This window comes from Mesorhizobium sp. M5C.F.Ca.IN.020.29.1.1, from assembly GCF_003997375.1.
GTDB lineage: Bacteria > Pseudomonadota > Alphaproteobacteria > Rhizobiales > Rhizobiaceae > Mesorhizobium > Mesorhizobium wenxiniae.
Genome location: NZ_RZSW01000072.1, coordinates 1 through 16,960 on the forward strand (window position 1 = coordinate 1; position 16,960 = coordinate 16,960).

Sequence of the window (16,960 nt, forward strand, 5' to 3'; positions counted from 1 at the left end):
ACACTCAGCGATTGCCGTACTCGTCATGGCGGCGCCACCATGCCTGGGGGAATTCGAGCCCGTTCTCGTTCTTTCCCCACGGAGCCAGGTCGCATCTGACCGGCTGCGCATGATCTGCGACCACGAAGCCGCTGATATCGCCAGCGTTCGGAATGTCCAGCACGAGGCTGAAGCAAGGTTTGAGCGGCTGCCGATGTGCTGGGCGAGCCGTGAGATCCAGTCGTCAGGCTAGTGCGGGTGAAAGTTGCAAGCCGCGTTGTGTGTCGAAACCTAGCCAGCAGGCAACCGCTCATCTCTGGATCGAAGTGCGCCTCGCCGAATGCAGCGTCCAGGCGTGCCACCGTGGCGGCGATGTGCCAATCTTCCATGACCGTGATGGACGCATGTCAGGGAGGAGGCGGCCCGGTCCTGTTCGCGCTATAGATGCAGCGGTTGGCGATTGAGCAGCATGGAATCGCCGAATTCATGCGTGCGGTATCGGTACGCGGTGAGGGTTGCGGAGGCCTTGGCGAGCAGAGCATCGTCGGCAAAGGCACGCAGGAGCTCGAAATGGCTTTCGCCGGGCTGGTGGACGCCTGTGAGAATAGCATCAACCACGAGAAGCCGCGTGTCCCGCGCGATGCGCCCTGTCGCAATGCCATTTCCGGCACGCACATTCCCGTCGGGACTGGCGGCCGCCTCAAGCGCGCGCACTACACTCGTGCCGATCGCGATGATGCTGCCGCCGCGGAGCTTCGCCCGCGCAACCTGCGCCGCGGTGCGCTCGGGGATGCGGTACGGCTCGTCGAAAGGGAGTCGCGAATCGAGCGCGGGATCGCCGGTGGAGGAAACGCCCGCGGCATGCGTGACTGTTGCGAAGCCGACGTCCCGCCGACGCCAGGCTTGGAGCGTGCGCCAGTCGAGTGCAAAGCCTGCCGATGGCGCCTCGAACGCGACCGGCCCGGCGGCAATCTTCGTCCAGATATCCCACAGAGCCAGCGGTTCGGGAACATGCGCGTATTGGATCGGCCGGCCGTGCCGCGCCAGGCCTGCAAGCACCGCTGCGCGGTTGCCTGGGAAGCGCAGCTCGACAAGGCGAGGATGGTCGAGAAGGCGCTCTACGACGGCTTCAAGCGGGCCGAGCTGGAGGCGATCGCTTGGTGACAGCGGAGGCGGCGGCGGCCGGTCTTCCGTGCGCGTGCGATGATCGCCTGTGCCGAAGGCAATCGCCATGAAGCGGGTTGGATCGGGAAGTGACAGCCAGCCCGCCAGGCGGATCTCGATCGCTTCGTCGCTGGGGACATGCATGCCGTGCAAGCTGGCAGGCAAGGTCGCGGCGTCGTTGCCGACGACCAGATCGCCGGGATCGAATAGCGTCGCGAGCACAGCGCGCGGCAGGTCGCGCATCGCGCCGTCTGCCTCGACGACGAACAGCCTGGCGGAGCGCCGATCAGGACGGTCGGCGGCAATCATCCGCGCGTCCCGGCGAGAGTCGTTGTGCTGACCGGCAACGCGTCGAGCATCCTTTCGATGATCTCGGCAGCAGCCACTTCGGGGTGCTTCAATGTCGACGGATCGGCGTCAGGAAGCGCCAGCGCGTGCAGCGGGGTGTCCATATCGCCGGGATCGAACGCGAGGAGCCGGATTCCGTCGGCTTTCGCCTCCTCGTCCCAAATCGCCGTGAGATGGGCAAGAGCAGCCTTGCTCGCGCCATACGCGCCCCAGCCGGGATAGGCGTTCACCGCCGCGTCGCTGGAGATGTTGAGTACCAGCGCGCCACGGCCCTCGCGTGCGGACGCGGCAAGCGCACCGAACAGGGCTTTCGTCAGCCGGAACGCGCCGACGAGATTGACCGCGAGCGCTTTTTCCAACTCCTCGCACTCGGTATCGGCAAGGAGCGCCAGAGGAACAGGTCCAAGGCTCGACGCATTGTTGATCAGGACGTCGAGCCCGCCGAGGCTGACGGTGACCTGCAACGCGATCGGGTAGATGTCTTCCTTCTTGCCGACGTCGCCGACAATCCCGTGCGCGCCGGTCTCGTCGGCGATGCGTTCGACGTCCGCGGTGGTGCGGGCGACGAAGGCGATGGACGCACCCTGCTCGGCAAGCTGCCGCACAAGCGCCAGTCCGAGGCCGGACGTGCCGCCCGTGACCGCCACGCGAAGTCCCTGAAGCTCGATATTCGTCTGCATTGCCGGTGCTCCTTCAATCTGCACTGCCCGTTGCTACAAGTTCAAGTTAACTTGAAGTCAAGCGGGAATTGTGCTTTCTTTCATGCATGGATTCCATGCTGACCATCACCGACGTGTCGCGGCGCAGCGGCGTCGCCTCATCGGCATTGCGTTTTTACGAGGAGCGCGGGCTGATCGCTTCCGAGCGGGCCGGCTCGGGGCATAGGCGCTATCCGCGCTCGGTGCTGCGCCGGATCGCCTTCATCGTCTTCGCGCAGCGAATTGGGCTGACGCTTGAGGAGATTGGCGCCGAGCTCGCCAAGTTGCCAGCCGATCGCGTGCCGTCACGTCGGGATTGGTCGCGTTTGTCGGGCCGGTGGACCAGGCGCATCGACCAGCGCATCGCTGAGTTGCAGCGTCTGAGGTCCGGGCTTACCGAGTGCATCGGTTGCGGCTGCCTGTCGATCGACCGCTGTAGCCTTGCGAACCCTGCCGATATGGCAGGTCGCAAGGGGCCGGGGCCGAGGTATTGGCTGGGGTGAGTTGCCATTACGGCATTACGGTGCATTAGCATTACGGTGATAGTGCACTTTTTGCCATGTTTGCTCGGCTGCCGCTGTGTGTAGATTGAACGCATGGCTCGACTTGCATCGCCGCGCTGCGATTTTAGACAACATAGCAGCCGATGGGTTATTTCAACCAGTGGATGGCGGCTTAATGGCATTCTGTCCGAGCACGCACACCTTAGCGGCACAAATCGAACTGCCTTGAGATGAGTACACATCGTTGATTACAGCCTCCATCGCGCACTCGTGCAGATTCGGGCTGGCGCCTCCTAACAGCCTTCCGCCTTCAGCGAACGTACCATGCGGACTACAATCGGATCGTAGGGGATCTTCTCGTTGCGGCTATAATTGATGGTGAACAGGGTGGCGCGGTCCCGGCAGACTCTGATGGCCCGCACATACCGGATTTGGCCGTCTTTAACACCGGAGTAGCTGGCCCATTCCGGCGTCACCCGACGATAGGTCAATTGCCAGCCGTTCTGCTCGTCCTCGACCATGCGATGCTCGATCTCGGTTCGAAAACTCGCCTTACCGAGCCGCGCGCCCCACACAGTAAGAAACGCGTCGTTTTTGCCCTCAAACGCTGCTCCCTCATCCGAACGCTGCGTCAGCACAAACCCGGGTGGAACATCGAACGCGAAGCCGAAGTGCCTGAAGCCAATGGGCAGCCATGTCTGAGCATGGAGCAACGCGGTGGGGATCATGATGAAGGTTAGAATGAGCGGGAAACGTGTGACTTGTCTCATTAGCGTGGCCTCGATTATGGCCGGTAGCCCGCGCCAATCTTCAGGCGCGGGCCGGCCGGCCTCTGGCGGAGAGCCAGCCGTCCGCGGCTACTTGCCGGTGGCCGGCGGACTAAGTTTCAAACCGGATTGACCGATCTTCGTTCCATGACGATCTTGGAATATTAGCCGTATCTTCAGCAGTTGATCGCAACTCCGATCAAGGCCTGGAGCTCGACGTGTGCTTGCAGCCGGGCTCTAAGCCGTCGCAGTCAAGGCACGCAGTTCGACCTCACCAGCAACGTACCGTATTTCGCCCAAAGGTGCTCCACTGCTGTGTTCTCAAAGCTTGGAAATCATGGCGGAGCGAACGTCCAACATCGACGCGTTCGCGACAATCTGCATTTGCTGCCCTAACTGGCGGTGATCGATCGCAGCTTCTTTCTTGTTCACCGTGTCAAACACGCCAAGGATTCGCGCTTCGTCATTGCGTGAGGCCAACTCTGAAATCATCGGGGACCTGAGCCAAATCCGACCCATTGGCGACCATTCCCCGTGAGGTCCCTTGCCAAGCAGCGGCGCGTCGCGACAGCGACGGCATCAGTAGTCGCTGCGGCCCGCGGCCACCGCGGAGATACTCTGCACCCGCAAGACGACCCCAGGATTGTCGGAAAATGGGCCCGTGCTCTGCGCCATCTTCCGACGTTAGCGTAAATCGCGGCAGGGTTGGCCAGATGCGGTATTCGCTGGACTTTGCCGATAGATGTAGCTGACCGCTGGTTCGGGGCACAGGAGCCTGAGCCATCGATCTCACGAGACTGACCAGTTGGGGTTCATCGATCAGGGCCGCAGCGTCGGCTGGCGGGAGCCAGGCGCGTTGCCGCTGGGAACGCTCATTCCAGTCAGGCTGCACATCGACGACCGATTAGCAGGTAAACCTTGACGGTTACCCGCACGAAGTGACCGGAAAGGCGCTTCCAATAGGCGTAGACGCCAGTGGCTCCTTCGATGCCTCGCCAACAACGCCGGCCTCTTCCCATGCTTCGGCGACTGCTGTCTTCCTTCCGCTTATGCCGTTCATCGGCCAGCCTTTCGGCACGATGAAGCGGTTGGTCGTCTTGGAGGTGATCAGCATCACCACTACGTGCCGTGGCCGTCAAGCCGGAACGGAACTGCCGCAACCTGCCTGATCGGTTTACCCTTCTTCGCCCCTCGGTTTCCTTGACCTTCAAATCGTGAATCTCATTGAGGTCGCGCCTGACGTAACTTCGACGGTCCATTGCGGGAGGACCTATGGGCAGCCCTGTTCCGGCCGCTACCGACTCGATTTGCAAATCGGCAGAAAAGCTCCCAATCTGGTTGTCGCCGCAGCACAGCTTGATGCTTGTTAGACGGCGAAACAATGGGAGGAAATTCGCACATGAACAAGACCTATGTCCGTCTGGCGGCAACGGCTGTAATGCTCGTCTCTGCCGCCACCTCGGCTTACGCCGACAGCCTCACCCTCTATTGCGCCGCCGAGGAGGCCTGGTGCCAGCAGATCAAGACTACCTTCGAGGAAAAGACCGGCATCACCGTCGACATGACCCGCAAGAGCTCCGGCGAGACATACGCCCAGTTGCGCGCCGAAGCCGGAAACCCGAAGGGCGACGTCTGGTGGGGCGGAACCGGCGATCCTCATCTCCAGGCCGCCGAAGAAGGACTGACTGTGGAATATACGTCCCCAATGCGGGGCGAACTGCACGACTGGGCGATCAAGCAGGCGCAAGCCGCCAACAACAAGACGATCGGCGTCTACTCCGGTGCGCTCGGCTTCGGTTACAACAAGGATCTGTTGGCCAAGAGCAATCTGCCGGAGCCGAAATGCTGGGCCGATCTGACCAAGCCGGAATACAAGGGCCACATCCAGATGGCCAACCCGAACTCATCGGGCACCGCCTATACGATGCTCGCCACGATAGTTCAGCTCATGGGGGAGGAAAAGGGTTTTGAATACCTGAAGGCCCTCCACGCCAACATCAACCAGTACACCAAGTCGGGCTCCGCTCCGATTAAGGCCGCGGGTCTTGGCGAAACGACCATCGGCATCGTTTTCATGCATGACGCGGTGACGCAGACGGCAGCCGGCTTCCCGATCGTCACGGTGGCGCCATGCGAGGGCACCGGCTATGAAATCGGCTCGATGTCGCTGATCAAGGGCGCCCGCAACCCGGAAGCAGCAAGGCAGTTCTACGACTGGGCGCTGACCGCCGAGATGCAGTCGAAGGCGAAGGACGTGAAGTCGTTCCAGTTGCCCTCGAATAAGAACGCCACCGCGTCCGACCTGTCGCCCGACCTGTCGACCATCAAGCTCATCGACTACGACTTCAAGAAGTATGGATCGAGCGCCGAGCGCAAGCGCCTGCTGCAGAAGTGGGATACGGAGGTCTCGACCCTGCCGCAGTAATCATGCGCGTCCGCACTGCCACGAGCGCGCTTCACCCGACCGTCGTCCTGTGGACGGCGGTCGGATTGGTCGGCTATGCGCTGCTGCCTTGGTATGGGCTGGAAAGCAACTTCTTCACCTTGTCCTGGCTGTTGGACGGCTATCCGCATGACGATGACGTCGCGCCGGCGCTTTTCCTTGTGCTGCAAGGCGAGAAACTCTGGCTTGCACCCCTCGGGCCGCTGCTTCTCGCGCCGCTCCTGCTATGGGGGCGCAGGAAGTCCGACCCTTTCTTTGGGAATTTGCTAATCGTCGTCGGCGCGACCGGCGTCGCCTACTTCCTGCTTCAAGGTTTCGGCATTGGTCTGCGTGGTTTCCAGTGGCAATGGCTGACCTGGCTCGTTGGCGAGCTCGACGACCGCCAGTTCGGCATGGGCTGGGGAGCACTGCTCGTAAGCGGCGCGTTCCTGTTCCAGTTCACCCTAGGGCTTGCGGCGCGCGGCGCGGTGGCCAGCGACGAGTTCGTCGTCGGCTCGATCGGCTTCGTCGTCGCCGTGGTCACCATCTTCATCTTCATGCCGATCGGTCAAATGCTGGGGAGCGCACTGCTCACACAAGAGGGCGACTATTCGCTTCCCATCTTTCTCGCAAAACTCTCCAGCGACCGGATCTGGAATCTCGGCTGCCTTTTCGGCGGTCCGCGCTGCGGCGTCGCCTGGAATTCGCTGTTTCTCGCCATTCTGGTCGGCGTGATGACCACCGCACTCGGCTTGGTCTTTGCCCTGGTAGTGACGCGTACTGGCTTTCGCTACGGCGCGCTGTTGCGCGCGCTGACCGTGCTGCCGATCATCACACCACCTTTCGTCATCGGCCTCGCCATCATTCTTCTGTTCGGCCTCTCGGGCGCCATCAACCTGGGTTTCGCCGAGCTAATCGGCGTCCGTCCGACGCGATGGATCTATGGACTGCCTGGCCTGCTCATGGCCCAGGTGCTCGCCTTCACGCCGATCGCTTTTCTGGTGATGATCGGAGTGGTCGAGGGCGTCAGCCCCTCCCTGGAGGAGGCCGCCCAGACCCTGCGCGCCAATCAATGGCAGACCTTCATCACCGTGTCTCTACCTTTGATGAGGCCGGGTCTAGCCAACGCCTTTCTGCTCGGCTTTATCGAGAGCATGGCTGACTTCGGCAATCCGCTGGTGCTCGGCGGCAATTTTGACGTTCTGTCCACCGAGATCTTCTTCGCCATTGTCGGCGCACAATACGACCAGGCGCAGGCGGCGATCCTCGCCCTCGTACTCCTGTTCTTTACCCTTGGGGCTTTCTACGCCCAGCGATTCTGGCTCGGCAAAAAGTCCTACACGACCGTTTCCGGCAAAGGCGACGCAGGCGTCCACCCGCTTCTGCCGGCAACATTCCGCAACCTCGTCGTCGCGGTAGCCGCTGTCTGGACGCTTTTTACCTTGCTGATTTATGCGACGATCTTCTACGGCAGCTTCGTCAAGCTGTGGGGCGTCGATTTCTCTCTGACCTTTGAACACTACGTGAAGGCGTTCTCCATCGGGTGGAACGAGTTCGGCGTCCACTGGCGCGGCTCGGCCTGGAGTTCGTTCTGGACGACCATGGAAATAGCTTTGATCTCCGCGCCGCTGACCGCGGCCATCGGACTCTTGACCGCCTATTTGCTGGTCCGCCAGAATTTTGCCGGCAAAGACGCTTTCGAATTCGCAACGATGCTGTCCTTCGCCATTCCCGGCACTGTGATCGGCGTGTCCTATGTGATCGCGTTCAACGTGCCGCCGATCGAGCTCACCGGCACCGGCATTATCCTGGTGCTCTCCTTCATCTTCCGCAACATGCCGGTCGGGGTTCGCGCGGGTGTCGCGTCGATGTCGCAGATCGACCGCAGCCTTGACGAGTCCTCCCTGACTCTCGGCGCTAACTCCTGGCAAACCTTCCGCAAGGTGGTGATGCCGCTCCTGCGGCCGGCCATCCTTGCCGCGCTGGTTTATTCCTTCGTTCGCGCAATGACCGCCATCAGCGCCATTATCTTTCTGGTCAGCGCCCAGTACGACATGTCGACCAGCTACATCGTCGGCCGCGTCGAGAATAACGAATACGGCATCGCCATCGCTTATTCCGCCGTCCTGATCGGTGTCATGCTAGCGGTGATCGGCCTGATGCAGCTTGCTGTTGGCAGCCGCATGATCGGCCGGCGCGGTCTCGACGGCGATCTGGCGCAGTCGCGCACCAATGTCAGCCAGTCAGTGGTGGCGCGTCCACAGCCGGCGATCTCGGGAGGCGGATGATGGCCGAAATTCGCAGCAACGCCGCCTCAGTCGAATTCAGGAACGTCACCAAGATCTACGGCAAGAGCAAGGCGCCCGCCGTCAATGGCGTCTCGCTGTTCATCGAGGCCGGGAAGCTGGTCACCCTCCTTGGACCGTCGGGCTGCGGCAAGACGACGACCTTGCGCATGATCGCTGGACTGGAAATGGTAACGGGCGGCCAGATCCTGATCGGGGGCGCCGACGTCACCCGTTTGCCGGCTACCGATCGTGATGTGTCCATGGTGTTTCAATCTTACGCTCTTTTCCCGCACATGACCGTGACCCAGAACGTCGAATACGGCCTGGGCTTTTCCGGCTTCGGGAGGAAGGAGACGGCCGAGAGGGCCAGAGCAGGGCTTGAGCTGGTCGGACTCTCCAACTTCGGCGACCGCCTGCCGAGCCAGCTTTCGGGTGGACAGCAACAGCGAGTGGCGGTAGCGCGGGCGCTGGTTCTGGAGCCGCAGGTGCTGCTCTTCGACGAGCCTTTGTCGAACCTGGATGCCAAGCTGCGCCGGCGCGTGCGCGAGGAGATCCGCGAGATTCAGCAGAAACTCGGCCTGACGGTCGTCTATGTCACCCACGACCAGGAGGAAGCGCTCGCCGTCTCCGATCGCATCATTGTCATGAACAATGCGGTGATTGCTCAGGACGGCACGCCACGCGAGCTCTACGAGCAGCCCGCAAATGCTTTCGTGGCCGACTTCATCGGCGAAGCCAACATGTTCCAATGCGAGGTGGTGTCGGTCGAGGGCGACAGCGCCACCGTGCAGCTGGGATCCGCTGTCCTGAAGCTGCCGGCTCGCGGCCGCAAACCGGGGCCAGCCAAGCTGGCGGCGAGACCGAGCCGACTCGAGATTGGTGAACCGAATGCTCCCGGCACTTTGCCCGGCACACTTGAAAAAGTGACCTATGTCGGCAGCCACCTCGAATTCGTAGTCGCCACGCAATTCGGCGAAGTCTTCGTAATCTCGCCGGATGTCGACACGGCGTTTCGAGCGGGGCAGCCGGTAAGCATCGGCTTTCCCGAACGCGGGCCCGTGCTGATCACAGACTGAACGCCTCTTTGCAAAGCGCGTGGACCTTGTCGAACACGCCCTTACCGCCCGCGATGACCAGTGTTCCTTCCTCCAGGACCGTTTTCGGATCGGCCGGGACGACCAATCCGCCGGCCTCTTTGACCAGAAGCATGCCTGCGAGGCAGTCCCAAGCGTTCATATGCTCCTCGACATAGGCCAGCAGCCTGCCCGACGCGACGTAGGCAAGCATAAGCGCGCCGGATGCATTGCGGAAAAAGACGCCGCCCTCCTGAAGCAGGAGATCGATCAGTTTGGCGACGGCACGAGCTTCACGCCGATTTGAGAAGCCGGTTCCGACCGAGCCTTGCATCAGACTCGTCGTCGGACTCGTCTTTATGGGCCGCTCGTTGAGGAAAGCTCCGCCGCCGCGTCGTCCATAAAAAGTCTCGCCGGTAGACGGTTCATGGATAACGCCCACGACCGTCACCCCCTCCTTGACGCAGGTGATGACGACGGTCCAGGCTGGGATGCCGCGCAGGAAATTGGCAGTGCCGTCGATCGGATCTATCACCCAGGTGTAACCCGATCCGCCCGCTAGTGCGGCGTGTTCCTCTCCGATAACGCCGTCTTCCGGGTACTGAGTCGCAAGCTCCTGGCGGATAAACGCCTCGACATTCCGGTCGGCCTCGGAAACCAGGTCCTGATGACCCTTGCTCTCGATTGTGAGCGTCTCCAGTTGTCGGAAATATTGCAGGCCGAGCTCGCCGCCGCGCCGCGCCAACGCAGTCGCAAACAGCATCCGATCGTTATTGCCACCGGCCATGGGCACTCGCTCTTTGTTGATTCCATCTCTTTGACAAAGCAGTTGTCATCGCCTTCCGCTGATCAGGATCATTCACGCAGGTAATTGTGTCATTGTTTCTGCTTCCGTTCGTTCGTCAGCCGTTTGTATTGATCGCCGATTTTTCGGGGGGAAGCTTGATTTTAACCCTCGGCGATCGGCCGCCACTCGTGGATGACCTCGTATCCCGGCCACTCGAAAGTGAAGAAATGTCCAGGGAACGGTTGATCCCGACTGCGCGAAATCGGCGCATCCAGTAGCTCGCAGAGCAAGAGCGTGCCGACACCGCCGTGCGACGAAAGCAATATCACCGTCGGATGGGTCCCAAAGAAGCGAAACACGGCCCGTACTTTGAGTTCCTGGGCATCGCACGGTCCCATCCGCGGACACTCTCATGTGGATTAGCGAAGCAGGAGTAAGCGACTCGTTCGAAATCGGCGGGTGGAAGGAAGCCTGTTGCGGAGCGGTCATTCTCGCCAAGGTGCTCATCCACTTGGACGGGCTGCGGCCAGCAGGCCAGCCGCTTCAATTGCCTCGGCCTCAGAGCTCGACCAGATGGACGTTAGGCCGGACAGCACCGCACAGTTCGGAGACGCTTGCGAAGCGAACGCGGGCTGCGGGCCGACCAATGGCACGCCCAGTCCTCCGGGTCGTGTAGATGGCGTGATATCGGTTTCATTCGGCAGCTTCGGCCTTCGCCGCCGGCGCAATTCGTGCGGCGCAGTATTTGAACTCCGGAATCTTGCCGTAGGGGTCCAGCATCGGGTTGGTGAGCATGTTAGCCGGACTTTCGTTGAAGCAGAACGGCATGAACACCATGCCGTCGGCGACCTCCCGATCGGCGCGGAGGATGGCGTCCACCGTGCCGCGCCGCGTCTCGACCGCAATCATCTCCCCTTGGCGTAGGCCGTGCCGTTTGATCTCATAAGGGTTCATCGCGGCGATCCCGTATGGCTCGATCGCGTCCAGCACGCCCGCCCGGCGCGTCATGGCGCCGGTGTGCCAATGCTCGAGCAAGCGGCCGGTGGTGAGCACCAGTGGAAACTCTTCATCGGGCACCTCATCGGGCGGTAGCAAATCGGCCGGCACGATGCGGCCGCGTCCGTCTGCGGTCGGGAATCCGGACGAGAAGATGATCTCGTTGCCCGGCTTGTCGGGGCCGTCGGCCGGATAGACAACCGATCCCTCGCGTTCGACGCGATCCCAGGAGATGTGTTTGAGCGAAGGCATGACGCTGGCCATCTCGGCATAGACATCCGACACATGGCCGTAATTCCAGTCCAGACCCACGCGCCTCGCCAGTTCGACGATCAGTTCCCAGTCCTGACGCGCTTGGCCTGGCAGTTCGAGCGCTGGACGCCCAATCTGCACCTGCCGGTTGGTGTTGGTGTATGTGCCGAGCTTTTCGGCATGTGCCGAGGCCGGCAGCACCACATCTGCATGCCAGGCGGTCTCGGTCAGGAAGATGTCCTGCACCACGAGATGGTCGAGCATGGCCAGTGCTTGCCGGGCATGGGTTTGGTCCGGATCGGACATGGCCGGGTTCTCGCCCATTATGTACATGCCCTTGATTTCGCCTTCATGGATGGCGTCGATGATTTCGACGACCGTCAGGCCCCGTTTGGGGTCCAGCGTCTGGCCCCAAAAGTTCTCGTAGGCGCCGCGGATGTCGATGTTCTCGACCGATTTATAGTCGGGGAAATACATCGGGATGAGCCCGGCATCGGATGCGCCCTGCACGTTGTTCTGGCCGCGCAGCGGGTGCAGGCCGGTTCCCGGCCGGCCGACATGTCCGGTGATCAGCGCCAGAGCGATCAGGCAGCGCGCATTATCGGTCCCGTGTGTGTGCTGGGAAATGCCCATGCCCCAAAAGATGATCGACCGCTCGGCGGTCGCGTAGGTGCGGGCGACGTCGCGTAGAACGCTCGCCTCGACACCGCAGACCTCGGCCATCGCTTCGGGCGAAAAATCCTTCACCTTGGCCTTCAGCGCCTCGAATCCGGAAGCGTTGGCCTGGATATACTGCTCGTCGTAGAGCTTTTCCTCAACGATGACGTGGATCAGCGCGTTCAGCATGGCGACGTCGCTGCCAGCCTTGAACCGCAGCGAATGCGACGCATGGCGCATCAGGTCCTGGCCACGCGGGTCCATGACGATCAGCTTGGCGCCGCGCTTGGCCGCCTGCTTGAAATAGGTCGCGGCGACCGGATGGTTGGTGGTCGGCCGCGCGCCGATGACGATGATGCATTCGGCCTTCAGCGCGTCGTTGAAGGGCGCCGAAACTGCTCCCGAACCGACGCCTTCCATGAGTGCTGCGACCGACGATGCGTGGCACAACCGCGTGCAATGGTCGACATTGTTGGTGCCGAAGCCTTGGCGCACCAGCTTCTGGAACAGATAAGCCTCTTCGTTGGAGCCTTTCGCCGAACCGAAGCCGGCCAGCGCCTGCCCGCCATGATCCTTGAGAATGCGCTTCAGCCCGCCGGTGGCACGCGCGAGCGCCTCTTCCCAGGTAGCCTCGCGAAACACGGTCAGCGGATCGACGCCGCGCATGTCCAAATCGCCCGATTTCGGGGCGTCGTCGCGGCGGATAAGCGGCTTCGTCAGCCGTTCAGGCGACATGGCATAATCGAAGCCGAAACGCCCCTTGACGCAGAGCCGGTTCTCGTTGGCATAGCCGTTACGGCCATCGACCTGGACGATCTTGTTGTCCTTGACGGCAACGCTGGTCTGGCAGCCGACGCCACAGAACGGGCACAGCGTGTCGATGACCTTGTCGAATTCCTGTATGACGCGGGTCTTGCCTGTCTTGTCCATCAGCGACTTTTCGTAGAGCGCGCCGGTCGGGCAGGCCTGAACGCATTCACCGCAGGTGACACAAGTCGACAGGCCCATCGGATCATGCATATCGAAGACGGGAAGCGAGTGATTGCCGCGCTCGGCCATGCCGATCACATCGTTGACCTGGACCTCGCGGCAGGCCCGCACACAGGCGCCGCAAGTGATGCAGGAATCGAGATTGACGGCAATGGCGGGATTCGTGATGTCGAATTCCGGCCGAACATCGTCGCTGGCAAATTTTGAGCTATAGCGATCGCCCGAGATCCCCATCGAACCAGCCCACTGCCAGAACATCGACTGCTGATCCGGACCGTCGGCCGCCGGCCGCATATTGCTGGCGAGAAGCTCGAACACCATCTCGCGCGATTTCCTGGCCCGTTCGGTATCCGTCTTCACCACCATTCCGGCGGAAGGTTTGCGGATGCAGGAGGCGGCGAGCACCCGCTCGCCCTCGACATCGACCATGCACGCGCGGCAATTGCCGTCTGGCCGATAGCCCGGCATGTCAACATGGCACAGATGCGGGATCCTGGTGCCTTCGCGCTTCGCAACGTCCCAAATGGTCTCGTCGTCAGCAGCTGTGACCGTTTTACCGTCGAGGGTGAATATGACGCCATCTGCCATTTCAAAGATCATCCCTAAAATGCGTCAAAAGGTGATTGACCGGATTGGGCGCCGCCTGGCCAAGACCGCAGATGGAGGAATCTCGCATCACTGTTTCAAGGTCGCGCATCGCCGTCTCGTTGGGCACGCCCTTCTCTTTCAAGAGCGTTACCAGCTTTTCGGTTCCTTCCCGGCACGGCGTGCATTTCCCGCAACTCTCATGTTTGAAGAAATTCATGAGATTGAGGGTCACATCCTTGATATTGTCGGCTTGCGAAAGCACGACCACCGCATGTGAGCCGACAAAGGCGCCCTGTTTGGCGAGTTCGCCGCCGAAATCGAGTTCAATGTCGCCCATCGACGCCGGAAGGATGCCCCCCGAGGCTCCACCTGGCAGATAGGCCTTGAATTCATGCCCGTCTGCCATGCCGCCGCAATAATCCTCGATCAATTCGCGCACGGTGACGCCGGCCGGGGCCAGCTTGACACCCGGCTCCTTCACATGTCCGGAAACCGACCAGGAGCGAATTCCCTGATGGCCGGGCTTGCCTTGAGCGGCGAACCATTCGGGCCCCTTCTCGACGATGTCGCGAATCCACCACAGCGTCTCGACGTTGTGGTTGAGTGTCGGGCGTCCGAAAAGGCCGACTTCGGCAATATAAGGAGGCCGGTGTCGGGGCATGCCGCGCTTGCCCTCGATGCTTTCCAGCATCGCGCTTTCCTCGCCGCAAATATAGGCGCCGGCGCCGCGCCGCAGTTCGATGAAGCCGGGCTTGACGATGCCGGCCCCCTCGAGCGCCGCGATCTCGGCGCGCAAAATGGCGAGCACGGCTGGGTATTCGTCGCGCATGTAGAAGTAAACGCGCTTGGCCTCCACCGCGTAGGCAGCGATCAGCGCCCCTTCTAAGGTACGATGCGGATCGCTTTCAAGATAGACGCGGTCCTTGAAAGTGCCAGGCTCGCCTTCGTCGCCATTGATCGACATCAGCCGCGGCCCTGGATAGCCGCGCACGAAACTCCATTTCTTGCCGGCCGGAAAGCCGGCGCCGCCGAGGCCGCGCAGGCCGGCGTGCTCCATGATCTCGATAATGGCATTCGTGGTCAGCACGCCGTCGCGCACTTTCTGCAAGAGCTGATACCCACCGGCAGCGCGATAGGCATCCAAGCCGACATAGTCAGGCGCCGCTGTGCGGATGTCCCCGTCTCTCGCCATCGCCAACAGCTTGTGGCTTGTCGCGTGGTCGACTTCGCGGTCGCCGACGCGCGCGGCAGGGGCGGTGGCGCAGCGGCCCATGCAGGGCGCACGCATGACGCGGATGGCCTGCGGGTCGGCGTCGCCGGCCAGTTCGCCAAACAGGCGTTCCGCGCCCGCCAGCATGCAGCTTATCGATTCGCAAACCCGGATTGTCAGCGGCGCGGGCCGCGCCTCGCCTTCCTTCACGATATCGAAATGGTCGTAGAAGGTCGCGACCTCGTAAACCTCCACCTGGGACAGGCGCATGTCCTCGGCAAGCGCGCACAGATGCGCGGCCGACAGACAACCGTGGTGGTCTTGGATCAGATGCAGGAACTCGATCAAGAGATCCCGGCGCCGTTCGCGATGGCCAAGAAGTTCCCGGACATCTGCCAGGGCCACGTCATCCAGCGCCCGCCCTTTGGGTCCGCGATCCGGGGACCGCCGTTGCTGCATTGTCATTCTCTCTCCTCCCGGCGCGAACCCTTCGTCTGAGGAAGGCGGCTCAAGCCACCGATATCGTTGTCAGTTTCCCGCATTACAGTTCAAGTGAGCCGTATCCTGCCCTTGAGCCCGGCGCACCTTTGATCAAGGACCTGCCACACGAGTTGAAGCAATGCCGGTCTGGCAATTTTTAGCATCCCGGGGCGCCGCGACAGAACTGATCTGCGCCCTGATTTGTCGCACGGTTTATACCGGGGCAGCTTGCGCCCTCTCGATCAAGAAAATGATGTGGTCGCCATCCCGTTCCGTCGCCTCCAGGCGGTCGCCCGTTTCGTTGATCAGATTGGGAATGTCTATGGCCGCCAGCGGATCGGTGCAACGGACCTCAAGACGCTCGCCTGGCCTTATGCCGCTGAGCGCCTTGCGGGTTTTCAGCGCCGGCAAGGGACATTTCAATCCCGTCAGATCGAGCTGTCTCGTTGTCATGGTGGCGCACCATGGCGGACCGGTCACCGGTCGTCAACGGCCACGGCCTCCCGGCTGCCGCAAATGAGAGCCGCCAGGGGTCTCGGCAAACTGCGTGCGCCGGCCCCACGGCGTTCGTCAATTCAGGTCCGAATAGGCGAGGAACTGAACGGTCTGACCCGGCTCTACCTGGGCTACTTCCTCGCCGAGTTCGACAAGGCCGTCGGTTTGGACCAAAGAAGACAGCAGGCCCGCGCCCTCGCGCGGGAATTTGACGGCTTCATATGTACCGTCCTGCGTTCCACGCAGGCTTACCCGCACATATTCGCGTCGCCCCGGCTTTTTTCGGTAGGAAAAGGCGGCCCGCACAGGCCGCGAAATTGGTGGCTGCTGCCGTGCGCCGGCCAGTGCCAAGATCGCGGCGCGCGCAATATGGGCGAATGTGACGAAGCTCGCCACCGGATTTCCGGGCAGCCCAATGAAGGCTGTTCCCCTGATCACCCCCATGGCGACTGGTCGGCCGGGTTTTATGGCCACCCGCCAGAATACCAGGGTGCCCACACTCTCTAGTGCTGCCTTGACGCAGTCGGCCTCCCCGGTCGAGACCCCGCCGGAGGCCAGGATCAGGTCCTGGCCTGGGGCAGCCTCGCTCAGCACATCCGCGATCAGGCTGCTGTCGTCAGTCAGAATGCCCAAATCGGTGGTCTCGCAGCCCACTCTTGCGAGCATGGCCATAAGCATGAAACGGTTCGAATCGAAAAGCTGGGCCGGTCCCCGGACATTTCCCGGCGCGACGATCTCGTTGCCGGTCGAGAAGATCGCGACGCGAACTTTGCGCCGGACTTCGAGCTGCGTCATGCCGAGAGCCGCGGCGAGCGCAACATCTTGCGGGCGCATGCGCTGGCCGGCCTGCAGGACCACCTTGCCTGCTGCGACATCCTCGCCCGCCGGCCGCACGTTGGCTCCCCTTTTCAGGCCCGGCGGAAGAATGACCCTGCCGGTCTCGTCGACACGGACATCTTCCTGCATGTAGACCGTGTCTGCCCCCTCCGGCAGCGGAGCGCCAGTGAAGATGCGTATGGCTTGTCCGGGCGCGGCGGGCCGATCCGGGGCCACCCCGGCCTGGATCCTGTCGCTCACGAGGAAAGCTTTTTCAGCGGTTCCCGGCAGGTCGTCGCCGCGCAGTGCATAGCCGTCGACGGCTGAGTTGGTGAAAGGCGGCAGGGGCAGCGGCGCAACTAAATCTCTCGCCAGGACGCGCCCATCGGCATTCGCCAGCTGGACGGTTTCGGTCTCGTCCACAACGGTCAGCCGTGAAGCAATCAG

At 62.0% G+C, this 16,960-nt stretch carries 14 protein-coding genes; 5 read left to right on the forward strand and 9 right to left on the reverse strand.

Features of this window, described 5'->3' with window-relative positions; genetic code table 11:
* A partial coding sequence (locus EOA85_RS38050; protein ID WP_206523265.1) for a hypothetical protein occupies positions 1-232 on the forward strand: 232 nt, incomplete at its 5' end.
* Between the two features lie 185 nt (positions 233-417).
* Here the strand turns inward: EOA85_RS38050 and EOA85_RS08775 are convergent.
* Both EOA85_RS08775 and EOA85_RS08780 read right to left on the reverse strand, forming a co-directional pair.
* A complete protein-coding gene (locus EOA85_RS08775) occupies positions 418-1,452 on the reverse strand; it encodes an S-adenosylmethionine:tRNA ribosyltransferase-isomerase (RefSeq protein ID WP_127209112.1) in 1,035 nt (344 codons plus the stop codon).
* A complete protein-coding gene (locus EOA85_RS08780; protein WP_127209113.1) occupies positions 1,449-2,171 on the reverse strand; it encodes an SDR family oxidoreductase in 723 nt (240 codons plus the stop codon). The genes EOA85_RS08775 and EOA85_RS08780 overlap by 4 nt, the downstream gene beginning before the upstream one ends.
* An 86-nt stretch (positions 2,172-2,257) precedes the next feature.
* Here EOA85_RS08780 and soxR point away from each other — a divergent pair, with 86 nt between their 5' ends.
* Positions 2,258-2,692 (forward strand): redox-sensitive transcriptional activator SoxR, encoded by a 435-nt coding sequence (soxR, locus tag EOA85_RS08785; RefSeq protein ID WP_127209114.1) that lies wholly within the window; start codon positions 2,258-2,260, stop codon positions 2,690-2,692.
* A gap of 293 nt (positions 2,693-2,985) precedes the next feature.
* On the opposite strand, the gene EOA85_RS08790 is transcribed toward soxR, so the two are convergent.
* Positions 2,986-3,462: a hypothetical protein gene (locus tag EOA85_RS08790; protein ID WP_127209115.1), complete on the reverse strand. Its 477-nt coding sequence runs from the start codon at positions 3,460-3,462 to the stop codon at positions 2,986-2,988.
* Positions 3,463-3,780: 318 nt separating this feature from the next.
* The gene (locus tag EOA85_RS37365) at positions 3,781-3,939 is read right to left on the reverse strand and encodes a hypothetical protein (protein ID WP_164759561.1); all 159 of its coding nucleotides are present in this window, start codon (positions 3,937-3,939) and stop codon (positions 3,781-3,783) included.
* A gap of 919 nt (positions 3,940-4,858) precedes the next feature.
* On the opposite strand from EOA85_RS37365, the gene EOA85_RS08800 reads away from it, so the two are divergent.
* From EOA85_RS08800 to EOA85_RS08810, 3 genes are read left to right on the forward strand one after another with little or no spacing between them, the layout of a single operon-like run.
* Positions 4,859-5,884, forward strand: a complete 1,026-nt coding sequence (locus EOA85_RS08800) for an ABC transporter substrate-binding protein (RefSeq protein ID WP_095518946.1) — start codon at positions 4,859-4,861, stop codon at positions 5,882-5,884.
* Positions 5,885-5,886: 2 nt separating this feature from the next.
* Positions 5,887-8,169 carry an iron ABC transporter permease gene (locus tag EOA85_RS08805; RefSeq protein ID WP_127209116.1) on the forward strand — a complete coding sequence of 761 codons (2,283 nt, stop codon included), beginning with the start codon at positions 5,887-5,889 and terminating at the stop codon, positions 8,167-8,169.
* Positions 8,169-9,245, forward strand: coding sequence for an ABC transporter ATP-binding protein (locus EOA85_RS08810; RefSeq protein WP_095519365.1), 1,077 nt, complete (start codon positions 8,169-8,171; stop codon positions 9,243-9,245). The genes EOA85_RS08805 and EOA85_RS08810 overlap by 1 nt, the downstream gene beginning before the upstream one ends.
* On the opposite strand, the gene EOA85_RS08815 is transcribed toward EOA85_RS08810, so the two are convergent.
* From EOA85_RS08815 to glp, 5 genes are all read right to left on the reverse strand, one after another.
* Positions 9,235-10,029, reverse strand: coding sequence for an inositol monophosphatase family protein (locus tag EOA85_RS08815; RefSeq protein WP_206523266.1), 795 nt, complete (start codon positions 10,027-10,029; stop codon positions 9,235-9,237). The two genes, EOA85_RS08810 and EOA85_RS08815, sit on opposite strands and share 11 nt — an antisense overlap.
* 693 nt (positions 10,030-10,722) lie before the next feature.
* Positions 10,723-13,512, reverse strand: coding sequence for a formate dehydrogenase subunit alpha (gene fdhF, locus EOA85_RS08820; protein ID WP_127209117.1), 2,790 nt, complete (start codon positions 13,510-13,512; stop codon positions 10,723-10,725).
* Between the two features lies 1 nt (position 13,513).
* A complete protein-coding gene (locus tag EOA85_RS08825) occupies positions 13,514-15,187 on the reverse strand; it encodes an NADH-ubiquinone oxidoreductase-F iron-sulfur binding region domain-containing protein (protein WP_127209118.1) in 1,674 nt (557 codons plus the stop codon).
* A gap of 228 nt (positions 15,188-15,415) precedes the next feature.
* Positions 15,416-15,655 (reverse strand): sulfurtransferase TusA family protein, encoded by a 240-nt coding sequence (locus tag EOA85_RS08830; protein WP_127209119.1) that lies wholly within the window; start codon positions 15,653-15,655, stop codon positions 15,416-15,418.
* A 117-nt stretch (positions 15,656-15,772) separates the two neighbouring features.
* The coding region (glp, locus tag EOA85_RS08835) for a gephyrin-like molybdotransferase Glp (protein WP_164759562.1) at positions 15,773-16,960 on the reverse strand (1,188 nt) is incomplete at its 5' end.